Origin of the sequence: Paenibacillus sp. NRS-1781 (assembly GCF_050467745.1) — a bacterium.
Lineage (GTDB): Bacteria > Bacillota > Bacilli > Paenibacillales > Paenibacillaceae > Paenibacillus > Paenibacillus terrae_A.
Window position 1 is genome coordinate 37,761 of the sequence record NZ_JBITPI010000010.1, and the last position, 23,787, is coordinate 61,547.

At 49.8% G+C, this 23,787-nt stretch carries 27 protein-coding genes and 1 pseudogene; 6 read left to right on the top strand and 22 right to left on the bottom strand.

Translation table 11 applies throughout. From position 1 onward, the window contains the following. Positions 1-97: 97 nt before the first annotated feature. From ACIFO6_RS02810 to ACIFO6_RS02825, 4 genes are all read right to left on the bottom strand, one after another. Entirely contained in the window at positions 98-937 is an 840-nt protein-coding gene (locus ACIFO6_RS02810) for a carbohydrate ABC transporter permease (RefSeq protein WP_430037913.1), read from the bottom strand. Between the two features lie 3 nt (positions 938-940). After that, positions 941-1,903, bottom strand: a complete 963-nt coding sequence (locus ACIFO6_RS02815) for a carbohydrate ABC transporter permease (RefSeq protein WP_082067198.1) — start codon at positions 1,901-1,903, stop codon at positions 941-943. 28 nt (positions 1,904-1,931) lie between these two features. After that, positions 1,932-3,224: an ABC transporter substrate-binding protein gene (locus tag ACIFO6_RS02820; RefSeq protein ID WP_430037916.1), complete on the bottom strand. Its 1,293-nt coding sequence runs from the start codon at positions 3,222-3,224 to the stop codon at positions 1,932-1,934. 238 nt (positions 3,225-3,462) lie between these two features. Then, on the bottom strand, positions 3,463-4,089 hold the full coding sequence (locus ACIFO6_RS02825; protein ID WP_430037919.1) for an alpha/beta hydrolase: 627 nt from the start codon (positions 4,087-4,089) through the stop codon (positions 3,463-3,465). Between the two features lie 219 nt (positions 4,090-4,308). Here ACIFO6_RS02825 and ACIFO6_RS02830 point away from each other — a divergent pair, with 219 nt between their 5' ends. Together ACIFO6_RS02830 and ACIFO6_RS02835 are read left to right on the top strand one after the other, a co-directional pair. Then, positions 4,309-4,620 carry an autorepressor SdpR family transcription factor gene (locus tag ACIFO6_RS02830; RefSeq protein ID WP_430037922.1) on the top strand — a complete coding sequence of 104 codons (312 nt, stop codon included), beginning with the start codon at positions 4,309-4,311 and terminating at the stop codon, positions 4,618-4,620. Further along, positions 4,617-5,273: an SdpI family protein gene (locus ACIFO6_RS02835; RefSeq protein ID WP_430037925.1), complete on the top strand. Its 657-nt coding sequence runs from the start codon at positions 4,617-4,619 to the stop codon at positions 5,271-5,273. The genes ACIFO6_RS02830 and ACIFO6_RS02835 overlap by 4 nt, the downstream gene beginning before the upstream one ends. 127 nt (positions 5,274-5,400) lie before the next feature. Here ACIFO6_RS02835 and ACIFO6_RS02840 read toward each other — a convergent pair whose 3' ends face one another. After that, complete coding sequence (locus tag ACIFO6_RS02840) at positions 5,401-6,225, bottom strand: aldo/keto reductase (RefSeq protein ID WP_430037928.1); 825 nt, start codon at positions 6,223-6,225, stop codon at positions 5,401-5,403. A gap of 45 nt (positions 6,226-6,270) precedes the next feature. After that, complete coding sequence (locus ACIFO6_RS02845) at positions 6,271-6,564, bottom strand: putative quinol monooxygenase (RefSeq protein ID WP_430037931.1); 294 nt, start codon at positions 6,562-6,564, stop codon at positions 6,271-6,273. A 79-nt stretch (positions 6,565-6,643) separates the two neighbouring features. On the opposite strand from ACIFO6_RS02845, the pseudogene ACIFO6_RS02850 reads away from it, so the two are divergent. Then, positions 6,644-6,780 (top strand): annotated as a pseudogene (locus ACIFO6_RS02850) (iron chelate uptake ABC transporter family permease subunit); the annotation flags it as partial. A gap of 3 nt (positions 6,781-6,783) precedes the next feature. Here the strand turns inward: ACIFO6_RS02850 and ACIFO6_RS02855 are convergent. The 10 genes from ACIFO6_RS02855 to purM all read right to left on the bottom strand — a co-directional run bounded on the left by ACIFO6_RS02855 (position 6,784) and on the right by purM (position 16,652). Continuing rightward, positions 6,784-8,019, bottom strand: coding sequence for a serine hydrolase (locus ACIFO6_RS02855; protein ID WP_430037934.1), 1,236 nt, complete (start codon positions 8,017-8,019; stop codon positions 6,784-6,786). 186 nt (positions 8,020-8,205) lie between these two features. Next, positions 8,206-8,631: an OsmC family protein gene (locus tag ACIFO6_RS02860; RefSeq protein ID WP_430037936.1), complete on the bottom strand. Its 426-nt coding sequence runs from the start codon at positions 8,629-8,631 to the stop codon at positions 8,206-8,208. Positions 8,632-8,685: 54 nt separating this feature from the next. After that, positions 8,686-9,432 carry an amino acid ABC transporter ATP-binding protein gene (locus ACIFO6_RS02865; RefSeq protein ID WP_430037939.1) on the bottom strand — a complete coding sequence of 249 codons (747 nt, stop codon included), beginning with the start codon at positions 9,430-9,432 and terminating at the stop codon, positions 8,686-8,688. 17 nt (positions 9,433-9,449) lie between these two features. Next, complete coding sequence (locus tag ACIFO6_RS02870) at positions 9,450-10,097, bottom strand: amino acid ABC transporter permease (RefSeq protein WP_283654697.1); 648 nt, start codon at positions 10,095-10,097, stop codon at positions 9,450-9,452. Positions 10,098-10,182: 85 nt separating this feature from the next. After that, positions 10,183-11,043, bottom strand: a complete 861-nt coding sequence (locus ACIFO6_RS02875; RefSeq protein WP_430037942.1) for a transporter substrate-binding domain-containing protein — start codon at positions 11,041-11,043, stop codon at positions 10,183-10,185. A 108-nt stretch (positions 11,044-11,151) separates the two neighbouring features. Beyond that, positions 11,152-11,838, bottom strand: coding sequence for a TetR/AcrR family transcriptional regulator (locus ACIFO6_RS02880; RefSeq protein ID WP_430037945.1), 687 nt, complete (start codon positions 11,836-11,838; stop codon positions 11,152-11,154). Between the two features lie 126 nt (positions 11,839-11,964). Next, entirely contained in the window at positions 11,965-13,230 is a 1,266-nt protein-coding gene (gene purD, locus ACIFO6_RS02885; protein ID WP_430037948.1) for a phosphoribosylamine--glycine ligase, read from the bottom strand. A gap of 90 nt (positions 13,231-13,320) precedes the next feature. Further along, a complete protein-coding gene (purH, locus tag ACIFO6_RS02890) occupies positions 13,321-14,868 on the bottom strand; it encodes a bifunctional phosphoribosylaminoimidazolecarboxamide formyltransferase/IMP cyclohydrolase (RefSeq protein ID WP_430037951.1) in 1,548 nt (515 codons plus the stop codon). Between the two features lie 129 nt (positions 14,869-14,997). After that, positions 14,998-15,612 carry a phosphoribosylglycinamide formyltransferase gene (purN, locus tag ACIFO6_RS02895; protein WP_430037953.1) on the bottom strand — a complete coding sequence of 205 codons (615 nt, stop codon included), beginning with the start codon at positions 15,610-15,612 and terminating at the stop codon, positions 14,998-15,000. Next, the gene (purM, locus tag ACIFO6_RS02900) at positions 15,612-16,652 is read right to left on the bottom strand and encodes a phosphoribosylformylglycinamidine cyclo-ligase (RefSeq protein WP_430037956.1); all 1,041 of its coding nucleotides are present in this window, start codon (positions 16,650-16,652) and stop codon (positions 15,612-15,614) included. Before purM ends, purN begins: the two co-directional genes overlap by 1 nt. Positions 16,653-16,711: 59 nt before the next feature. On the opposite strand from purM, the gene ACIFO6_RS02905 reads away from it, so the two are divergent. Then, positions 16,712-17,047: a hypothetical protein gene (locus tag ACIFO6_RS02905; RefSeq protein WP_430037959.1), complete on the top strand. Its 336-nt coding sequence runs from the start codon at positions 16,712-16,714 to the stop codon at positions 17,045-17,047. Between the two features lie 38 nt (positions 17,048-17,085). On the opposite strand, the gene ACIFO6_RS02910 is transcribed toward ACIFO6_RS02905, so the two are convergent. Genes ACIFO6_RS02910 through ACIFO6_RS02935 form a run of 6 tightly spaced genes read right to left on the bottom strand, consistent with a single transcriptional unit; the run spans position 17,086 to position 22,960 of the window. Next, a complete protein-coding gene (locus ACIFO6_RS02910; protein ID WP_430037962.1) occupies positions 17,086-17,349 on the bottom strand; it encodes a hypothetical protein in 264 nt (87 codons plus the stop codon). A gap of 44 nt (positions 17,350-17,393) precedes the next feature. Beyond that, positions 17,394-18,875 carry an amidophosphoribosyltransferase gene (gene purF, locus ACIFO6_RS02915; RefSeq protein ID WP_430037965.1) on the bottom strand — a complete coding sequence of 494 codons (1,482 nt, stop codon included), beginning with the start codon at positions 18,873-18,875 and terminating at the stop codon, positions 17,394-17,396. After that, the gene (gene purL / locus ACIFO6_RS02920; RefSeq protein ID WP_430037968.1) at positions 18,860-21,103 is read right to left on the bottom strand and encodes a phosphoribosylformylglycinamidine synthase subunit PurL; all 2,244 of its coding nucleotides are present in this window, start codon (positions 21,101-21,103) and stop codon (positions 18,860-18,862) included. Before purL ends, purF begins: the two co-directional genes overlap by 16 nt. Further along, positions 21,081-21,770 (bottom strand): phosphoribosylformylglycinamidine synthase subunit PurQ, encoded by a 690-nt coding sequence (gene purQ / locus ACIFO6_RS02925; protein ID WP_341057950.1) that lies wholly within the window; start codon positions 21,768-21,770, stop codon positions 21,081-21,083. The genes purL and purQ overlap by 23 nt, the downstream gene beginning before the upstream one ends. A gap of 4 nt (positions 21,771-21,774) precedes the next feature. Beyond that, on the bottom strand, positions 21,775-22,020 hold the full coding sequence (purS, locus tag ACIFO6_RS02930; RefSeq protein ID WP_430037971.1) for a phosphoribosylformylglycinamidine synthase subunit PurS: 246 nt from the start codon (positions 22,018-22,020) through the stop codon (positions 21,775-21,777). Positions 22,021-22,078: 58 nt separating this feature from the next. Beyond that, the gene (locus tag ACIFO6_RS02935; RefSeq protein ID WP_430037974.1) at positions 22,079-22,960 is read right to left on the bottom strand and encodes a phosphoribosylaminoimidazolesuccinocarboxamide synthase; all 882 of its coding nucleotides are present in this window, start codon (positions 22,958-22,960) and stop codon (positions 22,079-22,081) included. A 204-nt stretch (positions 22,961-23,164) separates the two neighbouring features. On the opposite strand from ACIFO6_RS02935, the gene ACIFO6_RS02940 reads away from it, so the two are divergent. Beyond that, positions 23,165-23,305, top strand: a complete 141-nt coding sequence (locus tag ACIFO6_RS02940) for a hypothetical protein (protein WP_430037977.1) — start codon at positions 23,165-23,167, stop codon at positions 23,303-23,305. Next, on the top strand, positions 23,283-23,585 hold the full coding sequence (locus ACIFO6_RS02945; protein ID WP_430037979.1) for a hypothetical protein: 303 nt from the start codon (positions 23,283-23,285) through the stop codon (positions 23,583-23,585). The genes ACIFO6_RS02940 and ACIFO6_RS02945 overlap by 23 nt, the downstream gene beginning before the upstream one ends. Positions 23,586-23,787 lie beyond the last annotated feature (202 nt).

Below are 23,787 nucleotides of genomic sequence, written 5' to 3' on the forward strand. Positions count from 1 at the left end.
TGTATTTGAAATCTTTCAAATATCATACCACGTTTACCTATAGCTTGTGCAGGTCATAGAGCATGAAAATGAGAATGAAAATCAATTACGGCAACGATTATCCTTTTACCCCGCCTGCGGTCATTCCCTCAATAAAGTAACGCTGGAAGAACAGGAACACGACGAGAATTGGCAAAATAGCCAGCACCGACCCGGCGATCAGCACATCATAGTTGTTGCCATACGGCGTCAACAGACTGGACAGACCAATCGGCAGCGTCAGCATGTCATTGGTACGCAGTACGATCATCGGCCACAGGAAGTTATTCCAGCTATTCATAGCCTGCAAAATAGCCATCGCTGCGAACGCGGGCGCCATCAGAGGCATCATAATCCGCACGAAAATGCCATACTCCGAACAGCCGTCAACCCGTGCAGCATCCATAAAATCCTTCGGGACCCCGCTCAAATATTGACGGAAGAAAAAGATCGGAATCGGCGCGACAACAAATGGCAGAATGACGCCCCATACCGTGTTGATCAGCTTCATGCCGATCATCAGCTTATAGAGTGGAAGCATAATAATTTCTACTGGTATCATCATCACGACCAGGACGAGCGTAAAAATCACATTTTTCAGCTTGAACCGATACATCTCTAGTCCATAGCCCACCATGGCGGACAATATCAAACATAGCACCGTGAACACAACGGTTATCACAATACTGTTCCAGTACCATTGAAAATAATCCGTCGTCCCCTGAAAGATGAATGCATAATTTTTCAAGGACATGATGCTCCACTCCAGCTTGAGATTCAAGCCGTACCGCAGCAGCTCCGTCGATGGCTTGAACGAGGCCAGCGTCACGGCAAATAGCGGAAACAGGGCAAACCCGGCAAACAGGATGAACAGAACAACGAGCAGTGCGGATAACGCGCCTTTTTGCTTCTGAACCATCGCTTAGTCCTCCTTCCGAAACAAGCCGAAAAATTTGAGCTGGACCAGGTTCAGCAGCAGCGTAAATACGAGCAATACAATGCCTACTGCGGCTCCGAAGCCCATACTGTTTTGCTCCAGACCTTGACGGTACAGATAACCGACAATCGTTAGGCCGATATCATTCGGAGAGTTGTTCCCGTTCCACAGCATGTAGCTCTCCGTAAACATGGACAACCCCGCATAGATACTAATCGTAAATACGTAGATCGTCACTGGTTTTAGCATCGGAATCGTAATCCGCCAAAAGGAATCAAAGCGACTGGCTCCGTCAATCTGTGCGGCTTCATACAGCTCGGGGGGGATGTTTTGCAGTCCCGACATGTAATACAACATGTTCACGCCCAGCCATCTCCACAGGGCCAATACGATCAACGCTAAAAATCCGGTGTTGGCGTTCATCAGCCATTTGTACGGCTCCAGACCGAACACACCCAGCAAGGAATTCATCAGCGAACCGTCCAATTCCCCGAACATGAGCCGGAAAATCGTTCCCGCGACCACCACTGAGGTCAGTGCAGGTATAAACATTACCGAGCGAAACAGACCTCTGCCCGGCATTTTGGGAGAATTTAGCAATACCGCCAGCACCAGTGGCAGCGGAATCAACACCACCAGCGTAAGCAGGGTATACAGGACGCTGTTCAGAATCGCTTTTCCAAACGTGGGATTGATCAAATCCTTATAATTTTCCAGTCCGACATAAGTCGTTATGCCAGGCAGCACTTCCTGAAAGCTCATAATGACTGTCGAGATGACCGGGTACGCAAAAAACAGTGCAAATGACAGTAGAAACGGAAGGACAAACACATATGGCGCCGTGCGGCTGGAATGAATAAAGCGGCTCCATCGGCTTCTCGTCGGACGCTGAGGCTTCGGCGGCTGACCTGTCGGTACATTTGCGTTCGTATGAACGGGCGTTGCCATAGATCTCACTCCCTTTCCTGTTGGGGGACTATCTCAATTCATCGGCCAGCTCATGCAGCACCGTGGCCGGATCCTCACCATTCAGCAATGTCCGATAAAGTATTTTATTGCGTACTGCACTGGCAATATCAGGCGTTTTCGGTCCGATATGCACCGCATTAATTTCCTCTTTTACCTCAATGAGCGTATCGAAAATATTCGTTCCGAAATAATCCGTAAACTTATTCTTCGCTTTGACTTCCGGCATCGTCCATACTTCACTGCGGATCGGATCAAAGCCGAGCTGCTTCCAAATTTCTACATTCCCTTGCTTGGAAAGCTTGGCAAAAGCCAGAAAACGCATCGCCAAATCCTGATGCTTCGATTGGTTCGTGACCACCGTGCCCGTTCCGCCCATCCCCGCTGACCGAGAGCCGCCTTTTTCCCACGCTGGCAACGGTCGGATGATGATTTTCCCTTTCAGGTCAGGCATGTAATCCGTAAATCGTCCCATATACCACATCGGCATCCACACCGAAGCGGCCCCTCCTTTGTTCATAAACCCGTAGTATTCCTCCATATGGTGTCCGCCGCCCGGCGCGGGAATGGCGATTTTGTCCTTCACCATTTGCTGGAGAAATTCAAGTGTTTTAATATTCGTTTCGTTATCCAGCGTCAGTTCACCCTTATCATCCAGGAAATCCGATTTTTGCTGGGAGATCATCGGCCAGTAATTCCACAGGTCATTCGTTTCCACGGTCGCCATCGGCTTGCCCGTCTTTGCCAGTACTTGCTTGCCCGCCGCAGCATAATCTGCCCACGTTACGATAGAATCCGGGTTTACCCCCGCCTGATCCAAAATTTCTTTATTGTAATACATCACTTCGGCTCCAACATGAAAATCAATACCGTAATACTTACCGTCTTTGCCGTAAATCTGTACTCTGGAGGGCACAATATTTTTCAGCTCCGGGTCAATCACCGGATTGAGCGGAACCAGCTGTGGTATCCCTTTGAGGAAATTACCGATCTTGTTCACCTCGATATCTGCGATATCCGGCGCCCCCACCCCTGATTGCAACGCAATCGACAGCTTGCTGTGGTGGTTATCATATGGAAATGTATTCGCTTTCAAAATAATCGGTTCATCAGGGTGCAGTTGGTTCCATTGGTCGGCCATTTGCAGAAAAAACTTCTCATGCAGTTCATTAAACGTCCACAATACCAATTCTGTTCCCGGCCCATCCTTTTCGTCGGCCTTGCCAGAACAGCCTTGCAGTAGTCCAGCCAGCAGAACCACCGCCATGAGCATCAACGCCATGCTTTTTCTTCGCAGCAGCATATCCTTCCCCCTTCGCATGATGAAAAGATAATTCCTTAAAATGATTGCGCTTTCTTTTCTATTTAACATCAAGCCAAATTAGTTTACAAGAACATTATTTATAAGAAATTCATTTTTAGCGCAGAACTAGCGCCTACGTTGCATTATAGGGGGAAAATGAATTGAATGGGATTATGAAAGCTACGCAAAAAAGAGCCTCGAATGGAGGCTCTTTTATGTTATATAAAATGATCTTTCTTTATACCTTCTCTCCACTCGGGCCAAAATGCTCCCCAAACCACTTTCCTGCGGCTTCGCCCTCGGTACGGGTCAATTGGTGACCGTTGCGTTCCCAGTGTGCATCTACCTGCGCACCTGCGCCTTCCAGCAAGGTTAGCAGCTCACGGGATTCCGCAACCGGAACAATCGGGTCGTTTTCACCGGAAGATAGAAATACGGGAACACCATTCAAGTCTGGCAGATTCAGTCCACGCAGCGGCACCATCGCATGGTGCAGAATAGCTCCGCGCAGCGCCTTGGCATCGTGAAAGAGCATGCTGGCCGCTATATTCGCCCCGTTGGAATAGCCAAGAGCCACAACGTTGTTGCGGTCAAAATCGTATTGCTCCGCAGCTGTATCCACAAATTCACTCAGTTCCTTGGTACGGAATACGAGATCCTCGATGTCGAACACCCCCTCTGCCAAACGGCGAAAGAAACGCGGCATCCCATTTTCCAACACATTTCCCCTTACGCCTAACACAGACGCTCCCGGTGCTACCAAACCAGCCAAAGGGATCAGATCCTGTTCGTTCCCACCTGTCCCGTGCAACAGCAAAATAACCGGTGCTTGCGGATTACTTCCTTTACGGAATATGTGTTTCATTTATATCCTCCTCTAATTTTGTTTTAAATTAAGAATCTTATTTTACATATAAATGAATTATAGCGAACTTCCCGACCTTTTACAAACAAAATCAGCAAACCTACTCTAAAACTTTTTCTAGAATGATGTATTTATCCTTTGACATGTATCCTAGTTCTATTTTACTATTGCATTATATATTTAGAATATTATCTAAATATCTAAAGGAGGAAGTGAATTTTGAATGATGCCTTCAAAGCTTTAGCTGATCCGACTCGGCGTAAAATATTACAGCTCTTGAAAAAGAAAAGCATGAGCGCAGGCGAAGTGGCTGAGCATTTTCAAATCAGCAAGCCCAGCATATCCCACCATCTGAATATCTTGAAGCAAGCTAGGCTAGTGCTGGATGAGCGACAGAGGCAAAACATTATTTACACCCTGCATACGACGGTTGTCGCGGATGTCATCGGTTGGATGTTCAGCATTGCCCACTCCGATGCCCCTGCGAAACAAAATGCGAATGACATCAAGGATACGGAGGAATCTGAATGAAATCTCGAATGAAATGGAGCTTTACGGATGTTTTGACGACTTTGATTTCCCTATCACCCGCTATAGGGGCTTTGCTCCTGTATGACCGCCTGCCTGCCATGATGGCTTCCCATTTTAGCTTTGACAATACGGCTGACAGATATATGGGTAAAACGGGCGCTATCGTCATGCTGGTGCTGATGGGCCTGATACCGCTATTGTTCCGGTTAGCCCGCTACATGGACCCGAATCGAGCGAATTACGAAAAATTTTCTAAAGCCTACGAAGTAACACGTGCAGGTCTTGCCGTTGTACTCGCTGTAGCCGGTTGGGGCATGCTTCTGTATAGCCTGAACATACTGCTGCAAATGAATACTATAATTTGCGGGTTGGTAGGCCTGATGCTGCTGATGCTCGGTAATTATTTGACTCAGGTACAGCCAAACTATACCTTCGGTATCCGCACACCGTGGACTTTGTCCAACCCAGAGGTATGGCGTAAAACGCACCGTTTCGGCGGCCCTATGATGATGCTCGGGGGTGCTTCGGGCTTGGTGGCGGCATGGGTCGATGGAATGGCGGGAACGATCATTTTTCTCACTGGACTGGCTATATCCGTCGTCGCCCCCATACTCTATTCCTTCCTCCTTTATCGCAAATTAAATCAAAAGTAGGCATGCAGGACGTAGTAACTCTGTCCAGACGGACAAAAGCGTATGAGACGATCCGAATGCATAAATAAACAAAGAACCTCCAAAACCACGATGCACGTGGAATTGAAGGTTCTTTTTTATTCTATAACTAGAACAACAGCTTATCGGGATGAGTGCCCACACGCTCATCAAGATGAAGTGCGTTGATTCTGTTAATATCCTCTGCCGTCAGTTCAAAATCGAACAAATTGGCATTTTCGCGGATACGATGTGCGGTTACAGATTTGGGAATCGTCACGATACCCCGATCCAGATGCCAGCGCAAAATAACCTGCGACGAGGTTTTGCCGTATTTTGCAGCAATCTCAACGATATCCGCTTGCTCGGTCAATTTACCCTTCATCAGTGGACTCCAGGATTCAAGCTGAATCTGGTGCTCCCGGCAGTATTGATGCAGCTCTTGCTGTGTCAGACGCGGGTGAAGCTCCACTTGGTTGATGGCAGGTATGATGTTACTGTCTTTCAGGAGATTTTCAAGATGGTGAACTTGGAAGTTGCTGACTCCAATGGCGCGTACGCTTCCTTCTTCATACAGGCGTTCAAATGCCTTCCAGGTTTCCTTGTACTTGTCCTTGCCAGGCCAATGAATGAGATACAGATCAATGATGTCCAGACCCAGTCGCTTGCGGCTTTCCTCGAAGGCAAGCAGTGTTGAGTCAAAGCCCTGATCTTCATTCCACAGCTTGGTAGTAATGAACAATTTTTCTCTGTCCGCCCCGCTGTCACGAATAGCTTGTCCAACCAGTTCCTCATTGCCGTAGATCGCCGCCGTATCAATGTGACGATAGCCCACCTCGATGGCCGTTTTAACTGCTTCGTAGACCTCATTGCCTTCGGCCTTGTACGTACCAAAACCCAGCCAGGGCATCTGAACTCCATTATTCAGTACAGTTGTATCCGCAATATTCCCCATGTCTATCTCCTCCTGTTCCTGATTATGATTTAGAAAACGGGCTAGTTACAGCTTGGTTGCATCCTGAAAAGTATTGACTTGAAGCGGAGCGGCCAGCAAATCTTTAGCTGCGGCAACAAATGCCTGGAAATGGGCAGACTTGTTATGGAAATCTACAGCAGCAGCATCCTTCCACTCTTCAACCATGGTAAAAGCGTTGGGATCATTCAGATCCTGCATCAGCGTGTAGCGTACATTACCTTCTTCGGCTTGTGAGCCGCTGAGCAAACCTTGGGTTTGTTGCAGAAAAGCCTCTCTTTTTTCTGGTAAAACTTTCATATCAGCATGAATAATAATCATGATATTTTCCTCCTCACATTATGTAACTATTTCTATTATAGACCATTCATTCGATAGATTAAAAGTGCGGGCGTTCCTGTTCTCCCTCGCCGATGCGCTGGGACGGGGCTGAAGCCTCCGCTCGAAATTCCCGCAAGCATCGTGACAGCCATCATCGGCGCACCGTATTTTCTGTATTTGTTGCCACGGGAACGCAAGCAAAAAGGCAACGGGTAGGGGTTATATTTCCACCTGTACACCAATGCGCTGATTGATTTCCTTCCTGAACGATTCATCACGCAGTAGCCGTTCTTTAAATTCATTCATCATATTTTGCAAGGAGGCATTTGTGAACGGGTCCAGATCCTTAAAGAAGACCGCCATTTCCGTCGAATGTCCTTCCTTGTCCGTCGCATACATGGCCAGGGTGAAGACATATTCGGTAGATCCGCCCTTTTGTCCAGAATGCTGTAGCCATTCCTGATTTTCCGGATGATCTATCAGCTGTTCCATGACCTCAGACCATAATTTTTGCTCGGCTTTCGAAAAGCCTTGACGGCTATTCAGCTTACTCATCAAGGACGCATAATCCGCCGTCGTCGAAGCTATAAAACGTTCCGTGCTCATTCGATCATTTTCCCGATCATACCATGTCGAAATTGCAGCACTTTTTTTGTAAGAACCACTAACATCACGGCGCAGCTTGTTATGGATCATCTGGGCATGTTGGCGGAACTCTGCGTCAGACATCGCTTGAATGGCTGCTTTGGCGGAATTGCTATTTTCTGCACCGCCCCATGCCCGTTCCTGAGTCTCCCTCATCCATTCGTAAGGAATCAGAATGGAAGATACAAATGGATAAATCGGATCATGATCCTGGAGTCCCAGATCAGTTTTCGTTTGGTTAATCTGTTCCAAGCCCAATCTGTCCATTAAATACTCTGTGTTGGCATTGGAGTTGTATCGAATCATACCTTTGGCAACCTCGCGTAGAGACACCATTCCGTTCTTCACCTGTCCTTTGGCCTTCATATCCTTCAGCCATGCCGGATGTGCTCCACCATCCAGACGCGGCAGATAGAATCGCTCCAGCGCAGTCAGCTTGATCCGTTCATACGGGTTGATTGTGCCTGCTGCCGCCTGCTTGGCATATTCCACCGCAATCACCGTCTTGACTGTACTCGCCAAGGGCATCATCCGGTGTTCCTCACGACCTGCTAGCTTCTTACCATCCCGCAGAATCGTAATGGATGCTTTCTCTGGATGTTCCTCTAAAAAGCGCAGCACGCGATGGGCGCTATCCTGCTCAATCGTTTCCTCCTTAGCGTCAGCTGCAATGGCAGTTGCGGGCCGAACAGTATCCAGGGTATTAGCCATGCTGTCCTGCTTCGATGATGGCAATCCCACAGCCACACCAATCACGATAATTACCGCAGCCAAGGCCACCGCTATGATCACAAGCTGCTTTCGTTTCACTATATACCTCCCCCCGTATGCACTCAGCACACAGGTTTATTTTTCCATTTTTAACCTCCAGTTTCTATTGTAAACGAAAACAAAGCACAAAAAGTTTCATTACATGTAATATTTGAAAATAAATTCAAAAAGGAGAGCCTCCCTGCATATAACACAGGTTGACTCTCCTTCACTAACCTTCCACCCTTACGCTGGATGTGGTACTTCTGTTCCGTTTAGGATCAGGTGCATGCGAATCTCCGCTTTTAAGGAATCGGATACGGCACAATATTTTTCCTTACCCATCTGAATCGCTTTCCACACGCGAGAATCTGGAACATCGCCATCTACATGGAACGTCAGATCAATCGCTGTAAAACCCTTCGGCATTTCTTCCTTACGCGTACCTTCTGCATCAATATCAATACGGGTAATGTCCGACAGGAAGCGATCCAGAATCATCGTAATATCAATGCCAATACATCCCGCCAGACCCGCCAGCAGCAGTTCCATCGGTGTCATGCCTTTGCCGTCGCCCCCATAAGCTGCCGTAGCATCCATCCCAACAGAATAACCGGATGGTCCCTCCGAAGTAAACGCGCGTTTGCCATGCCAGGTTGTAGATACTTTCATGTTCAAAGGCCTTCTTTCCATCTTCATAATGTATGATCTATTCTTATTCTCGCTTCAAAACTCACTGATTTGACGTAAAAATTTCTGTGTTCTCTCATGCTGGGGAGCCTCGAAAAATGCCTGTGGCGCTGCCTCCTCCAAAATCACACCGTCCGCCATAAATACAACCTTGTCCGCCACCTCGCGGGCAAATTTCATCTCATGGGTGACGACGACCATCGTCATCCCGTCCTGGGCCAGCTCCCGCATAACGCCCAGCACCTCCCCGACCAGCTCGGGATCGAGCGCTGATGTCGGCTCGTCGAACAGCATAATCGCCGGGTCCATCGCGAGCGCACGCGCAATGGCTACCCGCTGCTGCTGTCCACCGGACAAACGCGCAGGATGAGCATCCTGCTTGTCCGACAAACCCACACGCTCCAGCAGCCGCTGTCCGATGGACATAGCCTTGTCACGCGGCATTTTTTTCACTGTCAGCAGCCCTTCAATGACATTGCCGATTGCTGTTTTGTGCGGATACAGATTGAATTGCTGAAATACCATCCCCGTCTGCCTGCGAATATTACGAATGGCAGCTTGCCGGGTACGGAGAGGAGCCGTAGCATTTACCTCGATCCCGTTCACCTCAAACTTGCCGGAAGACAATTCCTCCAGACCGTTCAAGCAGCGCAGCAAGGTGCTTTTACCCGAACCACTCGGGCCGAGCAACACGACGATTTCACGCGCGGCCACCTGAAAATCAATGCTTTTTAACACTTCCACCTGACCGAAGCGTTTACCCAAACCGCTTGTTGTTATCATCCTCTATCATCTCCAACTTAATAAGCTCGGGCCAGACGCTTTTCCACCCGCTCCAGTATAGCGGAGAACCCAATGCTCATGATCCAGTACATGATGCCAATTTCGAGCAAAAACGGCATATAGCGCAGATACTGTGCCTGTAAAAGCTGTGCCTGACGCATCAGCTCACTTACCCCAATCACCGAAACGAGCGACGTTTCCTTAAGCATACCGACAAATGTATTGCCCATCGGCGGAATCGCAATTCGCACGGCCTGCGGAAGAATGATGCGCCACATCGTTTGACCCGGTGACATTCCGGTTGCATAGGCCGCCTCGGTTTGACCCTTTGGCACCGCTAAAATAGCCCCACGAAACGTCTCCGATAAATACGCCCCTGTATTGATACTTAGTGCAAGACAAGCAGCAGTCAGCGAGCCGAACGATATTCCGTAATCATCCAGTCCATAGTAAATGACCGCAATCTGCACCAAAACTGGCGTTCCCCGAATGATAGATACATAACTGCGCGCCAGCCAACGAACCGGACGATTTCCCTTTAACCGGGCGACTGCCACCACCAAGCCGATCATAAGGCCAAATAGCATGGAAACAATCGTGATATACAGCGTATAATAAGCGCCCTTCAATAAAAAAGGGACGTTCTCCCACATTAATTCAAGCATCGGTTATATTCCCTTCTTTCAGACGAGTGGCCCCATGTCAGCATGAAAGCCAAGACCGGAGCCAGACGCCTGTAACAGGCTTACGTTATTCTTTCGGCTCCTCGCCGAACCATTTTTTGAAAATCGTTTTATAGGTGCCGTCTTCCTTCATTTCTTTCAGAGCCTTGTTCAAGGCTGCTTTAAGCTCAGGAGTATCCTTGTTAATAGCCACACCCGCTTGGTCGGATTTAATTGGCTCGCCTACCGCCTTAATCTGGAAGCCATTTTTATCAACAATGGGCTTGAGCGCATACAGATTGTTGATTGTTGCGTCAATGCGACCAGAGTTCAAATCCTTCAAGGAAGTAATGACATCATCATACGTTTTAATCTCAAAATCGCCGACCTTCGGCAGCACTTCGTTACGCAGATAGGACTCATCATTCGTTCCCAAGCCGACACCAATCGTTTTGCCTTTAAAATCCTCCAGCTTGGTAATATCGTTTGTTTTGTTGTTTACGATAATATTTACATTGTTTGTGATATACGGCTCTGTGAAATCAATGACCTTTTGACGGTCTGGCGTAATCGTCACCTGGCTAATCACCGCATCGAATTTTTTCTTTTGCAGACTCGGAATGAGTCCCGAAAATTCTTGTGCTGTGAACTCCGCTTTGACCCCGATACGCTTCGCCAATTCATTCGCGATATCCACATCAAACCCGTCCAATTCCTTCTTATCGTTCAAAAAATTGTAAGGCTGGTACGTCCCCATCATTCCAACCTTAATCACTCCCGCCTTCTTGATCGCTTCGAGCTTATTACCCGCTGCCACCTCATTGCTGCTGCCCGCTCCGTTGCTGCTGTTGGCAGCTTCCGGCTTCGTTCCGCAAGCGCTCAGCACCAGACTGAACATGGCCAAAGCCATCAGTGTAGTTACCAGGAACCCTTTTTTACGTGTTTTCATGAATCGTTCTCTCCTGTCTGGATGTAAATGATTGAGTACATATGTGTATTTTGGCTCTATTATTCGCCTCTTACTGCCAATTCATGCGATGTGGACTCCCACCCCCGCCTAGTTTTGGCCCAACAGTCCGTAAAATTCAAAATTAGCCGCTTCTGCCGCTAATCGTTTAGCCGTTACCTGCGTAATGCTGTCATGTGTTCCCTCGGAACCGAATAGCCAGCGTGTAATAACGCCTTCGATCATGCTTATGAGCAGCGCTGCCCGTAATTCGACATCCAATTCGGCTGGTAGCATGTTCAGCTCTATCGCTCGCTCCATATTGCGCCGAAAGGCCAGTTCCATCGCGATTTTCGTCTCCCGAATGCTCTGTCGTACTGGTTCATCCACACCGCTGCCGATCAGGAGTAATCCCATCAAATAGCGGTTCTCCAATGCAAAATCAAACAGGCGGACAAACAGCGCCTCGGATGCTTTAACCATATCAGTCAGCGTGCCTGCATCACGGCGGTATCCTCGCCCTATCGCTGCCAGCAGTTGTTCACGGCCTGTAGCGATAATCTCCAGTGCCAGTGCCTCTTTGCTTTTAAAATGCCAATAAAACGTGCCTTGGGCCACTCCGGCCTCCACCACGATATCTGAAATCTTTGTTTGATGGTACCCTTGCTCGGCGAATCGCTTCAACGCAATGTGAAGAAGCTGCGTTCTGCGATTGGTTTCTGCTGTTTCTTCTCCCGCGTGATCAACCAATGGTCCATTCGCGGTAGTCTTGGACTGCTTCGCCTTCCGTGGCTGCATGGATTTCCTCCTCCCGATTGATCAGTCAGTCAGTTTTATTTTTTTAATCCTATAGGATAAGTGTACTTTTGTCAAACGAAAAAAGAGAACCTCCGTTGAGGTTCTCTCTATCTTGTACAAACGCTTCTATAGCAGTGCTTTTGCTGCAATATCCGTACGGTTTTGCTTGCCTTCAAAGGTAATATGTGCCGCCTGTTCATACGCCTTGCCCCGCGCTTCGGCAATATCACGTCCCAAGCCGACCACGCCTAACACACGTCCACCGTTTGTGACCCACTCACCCTGTTCGTTGATGCCTGTACCGGCATGAAACACGATAGCTTCATTCGCCTGATCCAGTCCGTGGATCGGCACCCCTTTGGCATACGTTCCGGGATAGCCCCCGGAAGCCAACACCACACATACCGCCGCTTCATCCCTCCACTCAATCTCCACCTGATCGAGCGTACCGTTCACCGCAGCGAGGAAAATATCGAGCAGATCCGATTTTAGCCGTGGCAGCACAACCTGCGTTTCCGGATCACCGAAGCGTGCGTTAAACTCAATCGTCTTCGGCTTGCCGTCCGGAGAAATCATCAATCCGGCGAATAAAACACCCCGGAACGGACGTCCCTCAGCCACCATCGCTTTTGCCGTCGGCTTAATGATGGTCTCCATGGCTTCCTCGATAATCGAATCCGCTATGTGCGGTAACGGGGAATACGTGCCCATCCCCCCGGTATTCGGCCCTTTGTCACCATCAAAAACAGGCTTATGATCTTGCGCCGCTGCCATCGGACGAACCGTTTCGCCATCCACAAAGGAAAGAATCGACATTTCCTGTCCGTCCAGAAACTCCTCGATTACAACCTGCGCCCCAGCTTCGCCGAACACCTTCGCTACCATAATGTCGGATAAAGCCCTTTCCGCTTCCTCCATAGAGTAAGCGACCGTTACCCCTTTACCCGCTGCCAGTCCGTCCGCCTTAATGACCACAGGAATGGGCTGCTCCTTCAAATAGGCATGTGCTTCCTCATAGGTATAAAACTTGCGATAGGTTGCTGTCGGGATATGGTATTTGTGCAGCAGATCCTTCATGAAGATTTTACTGCCTTCAATTTCCGCTGCATTTTTACGCGGTCCGAATACCGGAATGCCCTTCGCCTCAAACGCATCCACAATACCTTCTGCCAGCGGATCATCGGGGCCAACCACGACAAGTCCAACCTTTTTGGATTCCGCCAGCTCTGTCAAGGCATAAAAATCACTCACCGGAATCGGTACGCATTCCGCCAACTGCCCGATGCCGGCATTGCCCGGCGCGCAGTAGATTTGTCCGGCCTTAGGGCTTTTTTTCAGTGCCCACACAATCGCATGCTCACGGCCGCCCCCACCGATAACCAAAATATCCATTCAGGTGATTCCTCCCGCTCCCGTTATGGTGTCAAGATTTTGCTAAACCCTCGTGTGAGAGAATGCTGCTGCATCCTCTGCTAATACAAGCTAGTGCTTGAAATGACGCACGCCTGTGAAGACCATCGCAATGCCGTGTTCGTTAGCAACCTTGATGGATTCTTCGTCCTTGATAGAGCCGCCTGGCTGAATAATTGCCGTAATGCCTGCTTGGGCTGCCAGCTCCAGCGTATCGCCCATCGGGAAAAATGCGTCAGATGCCAGCACAGCACCCTTTGCCTTGTCTCCAGCCTGCTCAATAGCGATTTTAGCCGCTCCGACACGGTTCATTTGTCCCGCACCCACGCCAATGGTCATGTTGTCTGCTGCCAGTACGATCGCATTGGACTTCACATGCTTAACCACTTTCCAGCTAAACAAAAGCTGTTTCAGTTCTTCCTCGGATGGCGCACGCTCTGTCACTACGGTAAGCGCGTCCGGGTCTACAGCGTGAATATCGTTCTGCTGAACAACCATGCCGCCTTCAATGGAAGTAACGACGAAACGGCTCTCAGCCTGTTCAGAGGTGGGCAACTCGCCCAGATCAAGCAAACGGATGTTTTTCTTTTTCGTCAAAATCTCCAGTGCTTCTTCCGTAAAGCCCGGTGCCTGTACAATTTCCAAAAAGATTTCGCTCAGCTTCTTCGCTGTATCGCCGTCAATAATCCGGTTAGCCGCTACGATGCCGCCAAAAATGGAAGTTGGATCAGCCGCGTACGCCTTGCTGTACGCTTCATAAATGCTGCCGCCAATTCCCACGCCGCAAGGATTCATATGCTTAACAGCTACCACTGCTGGCTCGCTGAATTCTTTAACAATTTGCAGGGCCGCGTTAGCATCGTTGATATTATTATAGGACAGCTCCTTGCCGTGAAGCTGCTTCGCTGTCGTCAATGTACCCTTGGCTGCCAACGGCTGACGGTAAAATGCAGCCTGCTGATGCGGATTTTCGCCATAGCGCAAATCCTGAATTTTTTCATAGGTTACTGTATAACGCTCAGGCAATGGCTCGCCTGTCACATTCGACAAATAATCGGAGATGAGCGCGTCGTATGCTGCGGTATGACGGAAAACCTTTGCCGCCAAACGCTTACGAGTGTTCAGCTCGGTATCGCCATCCTTGCGTATTTCGTCCAGCACTGTACTGTAATCGTCAGCATCTACTACCACACTTACGAATGCATGGTTTTTCGCCGCAGAACGGAGCATAGTCGGACCGCCGATATCAATATTTTCAATCGCGTCCTCATAGGTTACACCGGGTTTGGCGATCGTTTCCGCAAAAGGATACAGATTCACAACGACCAGATCAATATAATCCAGTCCAAGCTCCTTCATCTGACGCTGATGCTCCTCATTATCCCGAACAGCCAGCAGGCCGCTGTGTACCGCAGGATGGAGTGTTTTAACACGTCCGTCCATAATTTCAGGAAATCCTGTTACCTCTGAAATGCCGATGACAGGAATGCCCTCCTTCGCCAACAAGCTGCTCGTTCCCCCTGTCGAAACGATCTCCACACCCAATTTGGACAGCTCGCGGCAAAATTCCACGATCCCCCGTTTATCTGATACGCTGACGAGCGCTCTTTTAATACTCACCATTTCTCCTCCTTTAGCTCTTCAGGATTTTGCAAAATTCGGTTTTATCAATTTATTTCCCGAGAAATATCGGAAAATGCCTGTACGGCATTCTTGACATGACAAGGATATGACAAATTACAATCATCTTTAGAGATGTGAAATTACCTTACGGCCATCCAATTGGATTTTGCCTTGAGCCAGTCTGCCAACCACCTCAGGATATAACTGTCGTTCCACGGATTGAATGGCTGCGGATAAGGATTCCACTGTATCATGGTTGTGTATTTCTACGACACGCTGGGCAATAATGGCTCCCGTATCCATCCCCCCGTCCACAAAATGAACGGTAACCCCACTGACCTTGACCCCATAGGCCAATGCCTGTCCAACAGCATCTTTCCCTGGAAATGCAGGAAGTAGTGACGGATGAATATTGATAATTTTTCCGGCATAAGCATCTACCATAACACTGGATAGCAAACGCATGTAGCCTGCTAACACGATGAGATCAATGGATTTCTGCTCCAGCAGAGCAACCAGTTCACGCTCATAATCTTCGCGGGAAGCATATTCCTTGGGTCGAAACGTGTGACACGCAATGTCGGCTTTTTGAGCTCTGGCTACGGCAGGAGCCGCAGGCTTGTCACAGATCAGCAGTTCTACCGTTGCTCCGCCCAGCTCTCCTCGTGCAGCCGCATCCACCAATGACTGAAAATTCGTTCCTTCACCTGATGCAAAAACAGCAACCCGGTACTCGTTCATTACACCTCGGCTCCCGTAAAGGTCACAATAGAACTGCCTTCCGTTACTTTTCCGATCACATAAGCGGCTTCGCCCTGTTCTTTCAGAACTTCCAGTGCAGTCTGTGCATGCTCTGCGCCTACAACGATAACCATTCCAATTCCCATATTAAAGGTTGTGAACATGTCTTTGTTGGAGATTGCGCCTTTTTCCTGCATGAGCTGGAAGATCGGCAGAATCGGCCAAGCGCCGTATTCTATATCCACATTAACGTGATCCGGCAGCACTCTAGGGATATTCTCGATAAAACCGCCGCCCGTGATATGCGCCATGCCTTTTACCTTTACCTTGTCCAACAATGCCAAAACGGATTTCACATAGATTTTCGTAGGCTCCAGCAGTACATCGCCCAGTTTGCCGTTCAAGCCTTCGATTTCATCATGCAGACCGTATCCTTGCTGTTCCAACAACAGCTTGCGAACCAGTGAGAAGCCATTACTGTGTACTCCGCTGGAGGCCAGCCCAATAACCGTATCGCCGGGGGCAATGGAACTGCCGTTAATGATCTTGCTTTTATCTACAATCCCGACCGTAAATCCGGCAATATCATATTCACCATCGCTGTACATTCCCGGCATTTCTGCGGTTTCACCGCCGACCAGCGCACACCCCGACTGATGGCAGCCCTCAGCGATCCCGGCAACAATAGCTTCGATTTTCTCGGGTACCACCTTGTCACAAGCGAGGTAGTCGAGAAAAAAGAGCGGCTCCGCGCCCCCGACGACAATATCGTTCACACACATCGCAACCGCATCAATACCAATGGTGTCATGACGATCCATTGCGAAAGCAAGCTTTAGCTTCGTGCCGACTCCATCCGTACCGGAAACGAGTACAGGCTCCTCGTACTTATCCTTATTCAGGCCGAACAGCGCACCGAATCCGCCTAAATCCGTCAGCACTTCGGGACGGAAGGTACGTTTGACGTGCTTTTTCATCCGTTCTACTGCTTCATTACCGGCAGCGATATCTACCCCTGCGTTTTTGTATGCTTCGGACATTCATGAACACTCCTTCAAATGATTGACCCTCCTAAGTCCTCCCTAGTAGGGAGGATTCCATGGGGCTGCTCCCCCTGGACCCCTCAAGAGTCGGTCAGATGTGTAAAGTTGGGTGCTGCTTGTTGATTGGTTCGTGCTGGGAGTCGCGTGTTTTCCTTGTGGTTTGCGGGATTTTCCCGTCAACCACAAGGACACGCTTTAGTGCGTGGCCGCCTTTCGCAGCGGCGGGGCACATCCCGGGCTGTTTGCTTCGCAAAGGCGGGGACGTGCCGGGCAAAGCAGTGAGCGGCGCCAACAAGCGGCTTACTGCTTTGCCCTTTGGGCAGGCTGCTTCCGCCCAGCCTCCTGTACGGGTTAGTTGCTTAGCGCGCATTGGACTGCTAAATGCTAAGTGAACAGGTGGCCTTCTTGAGCCACCTGCCCCTTTAAAAACTCATGGCATGAAATAGTTATGCCATGAATTTTTAACTGTCTTACCTATCCTCTTCCCCGTGGGGAACAGAAGAGGTACAGGCCCTGCTGTAAAGTGAAGCACACCTGAGAAACGCAGCGGATGGAAGGATTCTGGAGAAGCGAAAGCGTTCGCCTTTGCCGCTGGATTCCAACCCTGTAAGGGGTTGTTCCAATCCAGGAATCCAGCGGCAACAGCGATCGTAAGAACCTTCCACTCGCGGAGTGGCCCTCTCAGAACCGCCATCCCCATACTCACCATGCACTGCTGTACCTCTTTTGTTCCTTCTACTAACAACTACATCCGAGCTTTTCTTCGCCTTTGAAATCCACTTGAGTGGGATAATCATTATCGAAGCAGGCCAGACACAAGCCGCCTTTGTAATCCTCTTCGTTATATCCGCCTACTGCGGCGATCAAGCCCTCAGCGCTCATAAAATAGAGTGAATCGGCGTTAATCTCCTGACGTATTTCCTCAACTGTTTTGGACGATGCAATCAGTTCCCGGCGATCCGGCGTGTCGATGCCGTAGAAGCACGGGTTTTTGAAGGGCGGCGAGGTGATACGTACATGAACCTCTAGCGCCCCCGCATCACGTAGCATATTCACAATTCGACGGGATGTGGTGCCCCGCACAATGGAATCGTCGATCATGATCACCCGTTTACCTTCGACAACACGGCGTACGGCGCTCAGCTTCATTTTCACACCTTGCTCGCGTAGCTCCTGACTCGGTTGGATGAAGGTACGTCCGGTGTATTTATTTTTAATCATGCCCAGCTCATAAGGAATACCTGTCTGCTCTGCATATCCAATCGCCGCAGAAATACTGGAATCCGGTACCCCGGTAACCAAGTCGGCATCGACAAAAGCTTCCAGCGCCATTTGGCTACCCATCCGTTTGCGTGCGGCATGAAGATTGGTTCCGTTCAAGTCACTGTCCGGACGGGCAAAATAAATATATTCCATCGCGCACAGTGCTTTACGGTGCTTGCCTTCACTGTAACGGTCTTCGTGCAGTCCGTTTTTATCCAGCACCAGCAGTTCACCCGGCTCGATATCGCGCAACAGCTCTGCTCCAATCGTTTCCAAAGCACAGGATTCGGAAGCAAACAAATATGCATCTCCCAGTCTGCCCATCGTCAACGGGCGCAAGCCGTTAGGATCGGAAGCGACAAGCAGCTTGTCGTTGGTCATAATGAGAAAAGCAAACCCACCGACAATACGCTTCAATGCATCCTTCGCCGCTTCCACCAAATCCTTGGACGAACGGGCGATCAAATGCGCAACGACCTCCGTATCGCTTGTCGTTTGAAAAATAGATCCTCCCTGCTCCAGCTCATGCCGGATTTGCAAGGCATTCACGATATTGCCGTTCGTTGCAACTGCCAAATCGCCATCACGATATTTGAAAACCAAGGGCTGCGCATTCGTCAGCTTACTGTCTCCACTTGTTGAGTAGCGCACATGCCCTATGGCCATGTCACCTGTCAGCGTAGCCATCAAATCTTTATTGAATACTTCTTTTACAAGACCCATTCCACGATGATAATGGAACTCGTCGCCACTGCTCACACAGATGCCCGCGCTTTCTTCTCCGCGATGCTGGAGTGCGTGCAATCCGTAATATGCAAGGGAAGCAGCATCGGAGTGTCTATACACTCCGAACACGCCGCATTCCTCTTTTAATTTATCAAACAGCCCCTCTTTACCAGAGCCTTCATTATAATAATCTCCAGTCCACAACGTCCGTGCTGTTATTTCATCAGACATGGAATGACATCCTCCCAGATTTGCTTCAAACTGGCGACTGCCTCGTTCAAAGCGGGTTGTCCGTTCACCTCAACTGTCAATTGTGATCCTTCAACTTTTCCTAATACGGTAACTGGCACTTCTAAACCACGCAGATGTGCTTCCAGCACAGACGCTTGATCCGGCGATGCAGATAACAAAATGCGGGACTGACTTTCGCTAAACAAAGCATGGTCAGGACGCAAGGTTGTTTCTACGTTGACCTGTGCTCCCAATCCGCCACTAATCCCGGATTCCGCAAGCGCTACAGCCAATCCGCCCTCTGCCAAATCATGCGCAGATTGTACCAAGCCTGTTTGGATGGCGCTAAGCACCGCATGCAGCAGCTTTTTCTCTACGTTCAAATCCAGCTCAGGTGGACGACCCTCAGATACACCGTGTACGACAGCCTGGAACTCACTGCCTCCAAGCTCAGCCTTCGTTTCTCCCACCAGGAAAATCACGTCGCCTTCGGCCTTAAAGCCTTGTGTCGTAATATGATCTGTATCATGCACCAGACCTACCATGCCCACAACAGGCGTCGGATAGATGGAGCCTTTGGCATTTTCGTTGTACAAGCTGACGTTGCCTCCGATGACAGGTGTATCCAGCACGCGGCAAGCTTCTGCCATCCCATCCACGGCTTTTTCCATTTGCCAGAAAATATCCGGTTTCTCAGGGTTACCGAAGTTCAGGTTGTCCGTAATCGCCAGCGGTTCGCCGCCGGAGCATACAATATTACGTGCTGCTTCGCTGACCGCAATCCGTCCGCCTACCTCTGGATCAAGGTATACATATCGTCCGTTACAATCTGTCGTCATGGCAAGTCCCTTGCGGGTTCCACGCACCGTCACTACTGCTGCATCCGAGCCCGGACGCACGGCCGTACTCGTGCGAACCATGTAATCATACTGCTCATATACCCATTTCTTGCTGGCTACACTTGGCGAAGACAGTACCTTTTTCAGCGCACCGTTCAAATCCGTCACTTCGGCATAACGCAGTGTGTCAATGGTAGCATTTTGCTCATAATAAGCAGGAACTTCAGAAGGCTTGTCGTAAATCGGACACTCGTCCACCAGCGCCGTCACTGGCATGTCACCCACCACTTCACTGTGATGGAACAAACGCAAACGTCCGTCATCCGTCACCTTACCAACCTTGGCACAAATCACACCCCAACGCTCGAAAATTTCAAGCGCCTGTGCTTCATCCTTAGGCTCAACAACGAACAGCATGCGTTCCTGAGATTCAGACAGCATCATTTCATAAGGCGACATGCCCTCTTCGCGCTGCGGTACCTGATCCAGATACAGCTCGAGGCCGTTGCCAGCCTTACTCGCCATTTCCGCACTGGAGCAAGTAAGTCCTGCCGCGCCCATATCCTGAATACCCAGCACAATACCGCTGTCGATCAGCTCCAGACATGATTCCATAACCAGCTTCTCCATAAATGGATCGCCTACCTGAACCGCCGTCCGATTCGCTTCGGATTCCTCAGTCAGCTCAACCGATGCGAAGGTTGCTCCGTGAATCCCGTCACGGCCTGTCGGCGGTCCCACATAAAACACCGGGTTACCGACCCCTTTAGCAACACCACGCTGGATTTTATCATGATCAATCAGTCCGACACACATCGCATTGACGAGTGGATTGCCTTCGTAGCTTTCATCGAATACAACCTCGCCGCCTACCGTCGGAATACCGATACAGTTCCCGTACCCCGCAATACCGGATACCACATGCTCGAACAAATATTTCACACGGTCGCTCTCCAGCTTGCCAAAACGCAGAGAATTCAGCACCGCCACAGGTCTTGCACCCATGGAGAAAATATCACGGATGATGCCGCCTACCCCTGTCGCTGCCCCCTGAAAAGGTTCTACAGCCGACGGATGGTTATGACTTTCGATTTTAAATACAACGGCCTGATTATCACCGATATCTACAATCCCTGCGCCCTCACCCGGTCCCATCAGAACTCGTGGGCCACTCGTTGGAAAACGACGCAGCAACGGCTTGGAGTTTTTGTAAGCACAATGCTCTGACCACATGACACTGAATACGCCTATCTCCGTATAGTTCGGCTGACGCCCCATGAATTCACAGATCAACGCATATTCGCTGTCCGACACACCCATCTGCTGATACAGTTTATGTTCGGCAACCCGCTCTGCCGTTGGTTCCTTAGCGGACACTTGCTGCGCCATGACGATCCCTCCAAGCGTTCAAAATAGATGTAAACATACGTTTGCCGTCATCTGTTCCAAGCAATGCGTCCACCGCGCGTTCCGGGTGAGGCATCATGCCTAGCACGTTACCTTGCTCATTACAAATCCCTGCGATATCCGTTACAGAACCGTTTGGATTATCTTTATACGTAAATACGATCTGGTTATTCGCCTGCAAGCGAGCCAGCGTCTCATCATCACAGTAATAGTTGCCTTCGCCGTGGGCAATCGGAATGACGATCTCCTCACCGGCAGCATAATCCTTTGTAAAAGGCGTTTGATTATTCGCAACCTTCAACACCGTATCGTGGCAACGGAACTTCATCGACAGATTACGGCGTAAAGCACCCGGCAACAGCCCGGCCTCGGTCAAAATTTGAAAACCGTTGCAAATACCCAAAATGTATTTGCCCTCGGCAGCCGCTTTGGCTACTTCCTTCATCACCGGAGCAAATCGGGAAATCGCGCCGCAACGCAGGTAATCCCCGTAGGAGAAGCCTCCTGGAACAAGAATACAATCATAAGGCGACAGATCCGTCGCAGTATGCCAAACATAATCGACAGGTTCACCGACCGTGTCCTCTACCGCCTTATAGCAGTCAATATCACAGTTGGAACCCGGAAAAACCAGAACTGCAAATTTCATGGAATCAGCCCTCCAGTTCGTAGCGGTAGTCTTCAATGACCGTGTTGGCCAACAGCTTTTCGCACATCTCGATGACGCGCTTTTCTGCACTCTCGCGGTCTGTTGTATCCAGATTCAATTCCATATACTTACCAATTCTGACGCCGTCCACTTCTCCGAAGCCCATAGAATGCAGTGCGCCTTGCACCGCAACCCCCTGCGGGTCCAAAACGCTTTGCTTAATTGTGACATAGACCGTTGCTTTAATCATGTTCCTTCAGTTCCCCCTCCGAATGGATAAATCCTATTGGTTGAATGATGATTACTATTTACTGTGCTGTCAGACGCCGCCAAATATCCGTATATCTTGCAGTCGTTTCCTCTACGACCTCAGCAGGCAATGGAGCGGGCTTGCTGTTCTTGTCCCAACCGGATGCTGCCAAATAGCTACGTACCGGCTCCTTGTCCATACTGTCAATCTCGACACCCAGCTCATACTTTTCCTGTGCCCAGAAACGGGATGCATCCGGGGTGAAAATTTCGTCAATCAAAATAACCTTTCCATCAACAAGACCAAACTCAAACTTGCAATCAGCTAAAATAATTCCACGCTTCTCGCAGAAAGCACGCGCAAATTCGTACAATGCCAAGCTTTTTCCCTCAAGCTCGCCTGTCAGTTCAGCCCCGACCAGCTCTTTCATCTGATGAAGGGAAATGTCCTCGTCGTGTCCGACATCATTTTTCGCAGCCGGTGTAAATAAAGGCTTGGGAAAACGCTCATTTTTACGCAGCCCCTTCGGCAATGGAATGCCGTTCACCTCACCGTTCTGCTCATACTGACGCCAGCCGCCTCCAGTAATATATCCGCGCACCACACACTCAATGTCGATACGTTCAGCCTTCAGCGTGACCATGATCCGGTCCTTCAGCAATTCTTTATTCTGTTTGTCGATCACATGCCCGAGCTTGTTCACATCGGTATGCACGACATGGTTTTTCAACAAGTCCTTCGTCTGTTCAAACCAGAAAGCACTGAGCTTATTCAACACATTCCCTTTTTCCGGCACGGGTGGCTCCAGCACATAATCAAAGGCCGAAATCCGATCCGTCACGACAATCAGAAAATGCTCTCCGAGATCATACAGCTCACGCACCTTGCCTTTGTACAGCAACGGCGCATGGATCAGACCCTCGGCAGTAGACAATGACATTTCTAACTTCCTCCTCTAAAAGAGTTTGCCACTCAAACCTTGGCCTCTCCTAAATCGAACCTTGCCCCTCCTAAATCCTCCCCTCGGGGAGGACCCCCAGGGCTGCTGCCCTCGGGACTCCCGCAAGGGTTTGGCGCAGTGAGTGGGCGGGGCTGTTTATTGTAGCTGGGGTGGTATGAGCGCGTTCCGCTGGATTAAGGCTTGTTGGCACAAGCTTTAATCCAGCAACGCTTTTACGTTGGCGCATATCGACGTTTTTACGAGCGTTCGCTTCGTATCAACTTTGAAAGCTCTAAGCTGCAACTTTATATGCAGCTTACGGTTGTACCATGGCTCGGCGTATGACATACCGCCAAACCCTTCGGCCCGTGGCCGTAGCTCGGCTCGGCATGCGACCGAGCGTGAAGGCTTCGCCTGTTGTGCGCATATGCCTACGCTGCGCACTTATGCGGGTGGCTCAAGGCTTCGCATCTTGAGCCTTGCGCGTTCCTGGAAGGACTGCGGGCTGTTTGCTGCGCAAATTCGACAGTCCTTCCAGGAACGTTGTTTTGCGATAGAAAAGCAGTGGAACACGGCTTTTCTATCGCAGGAGGTGCAGCATCTTATGTGCCGCACCTTTCCCTAGTTCTGCTCCCACATAAGGGTTGGTGCTGGATTGCAGCGGAGCGGACGGAATCGTTCTGGAGAAGCGTTAGCGCTTGCCTTTGCCCCTGGATTCCAACCATTACCTGTCTTATACAATCACAGGAATCCAGGGGCAACAGCAATCGGAAGAATGATCCGTTCGCGCAGCGGCCTCTCTACGCTCTCCACGCACCAACACTCCC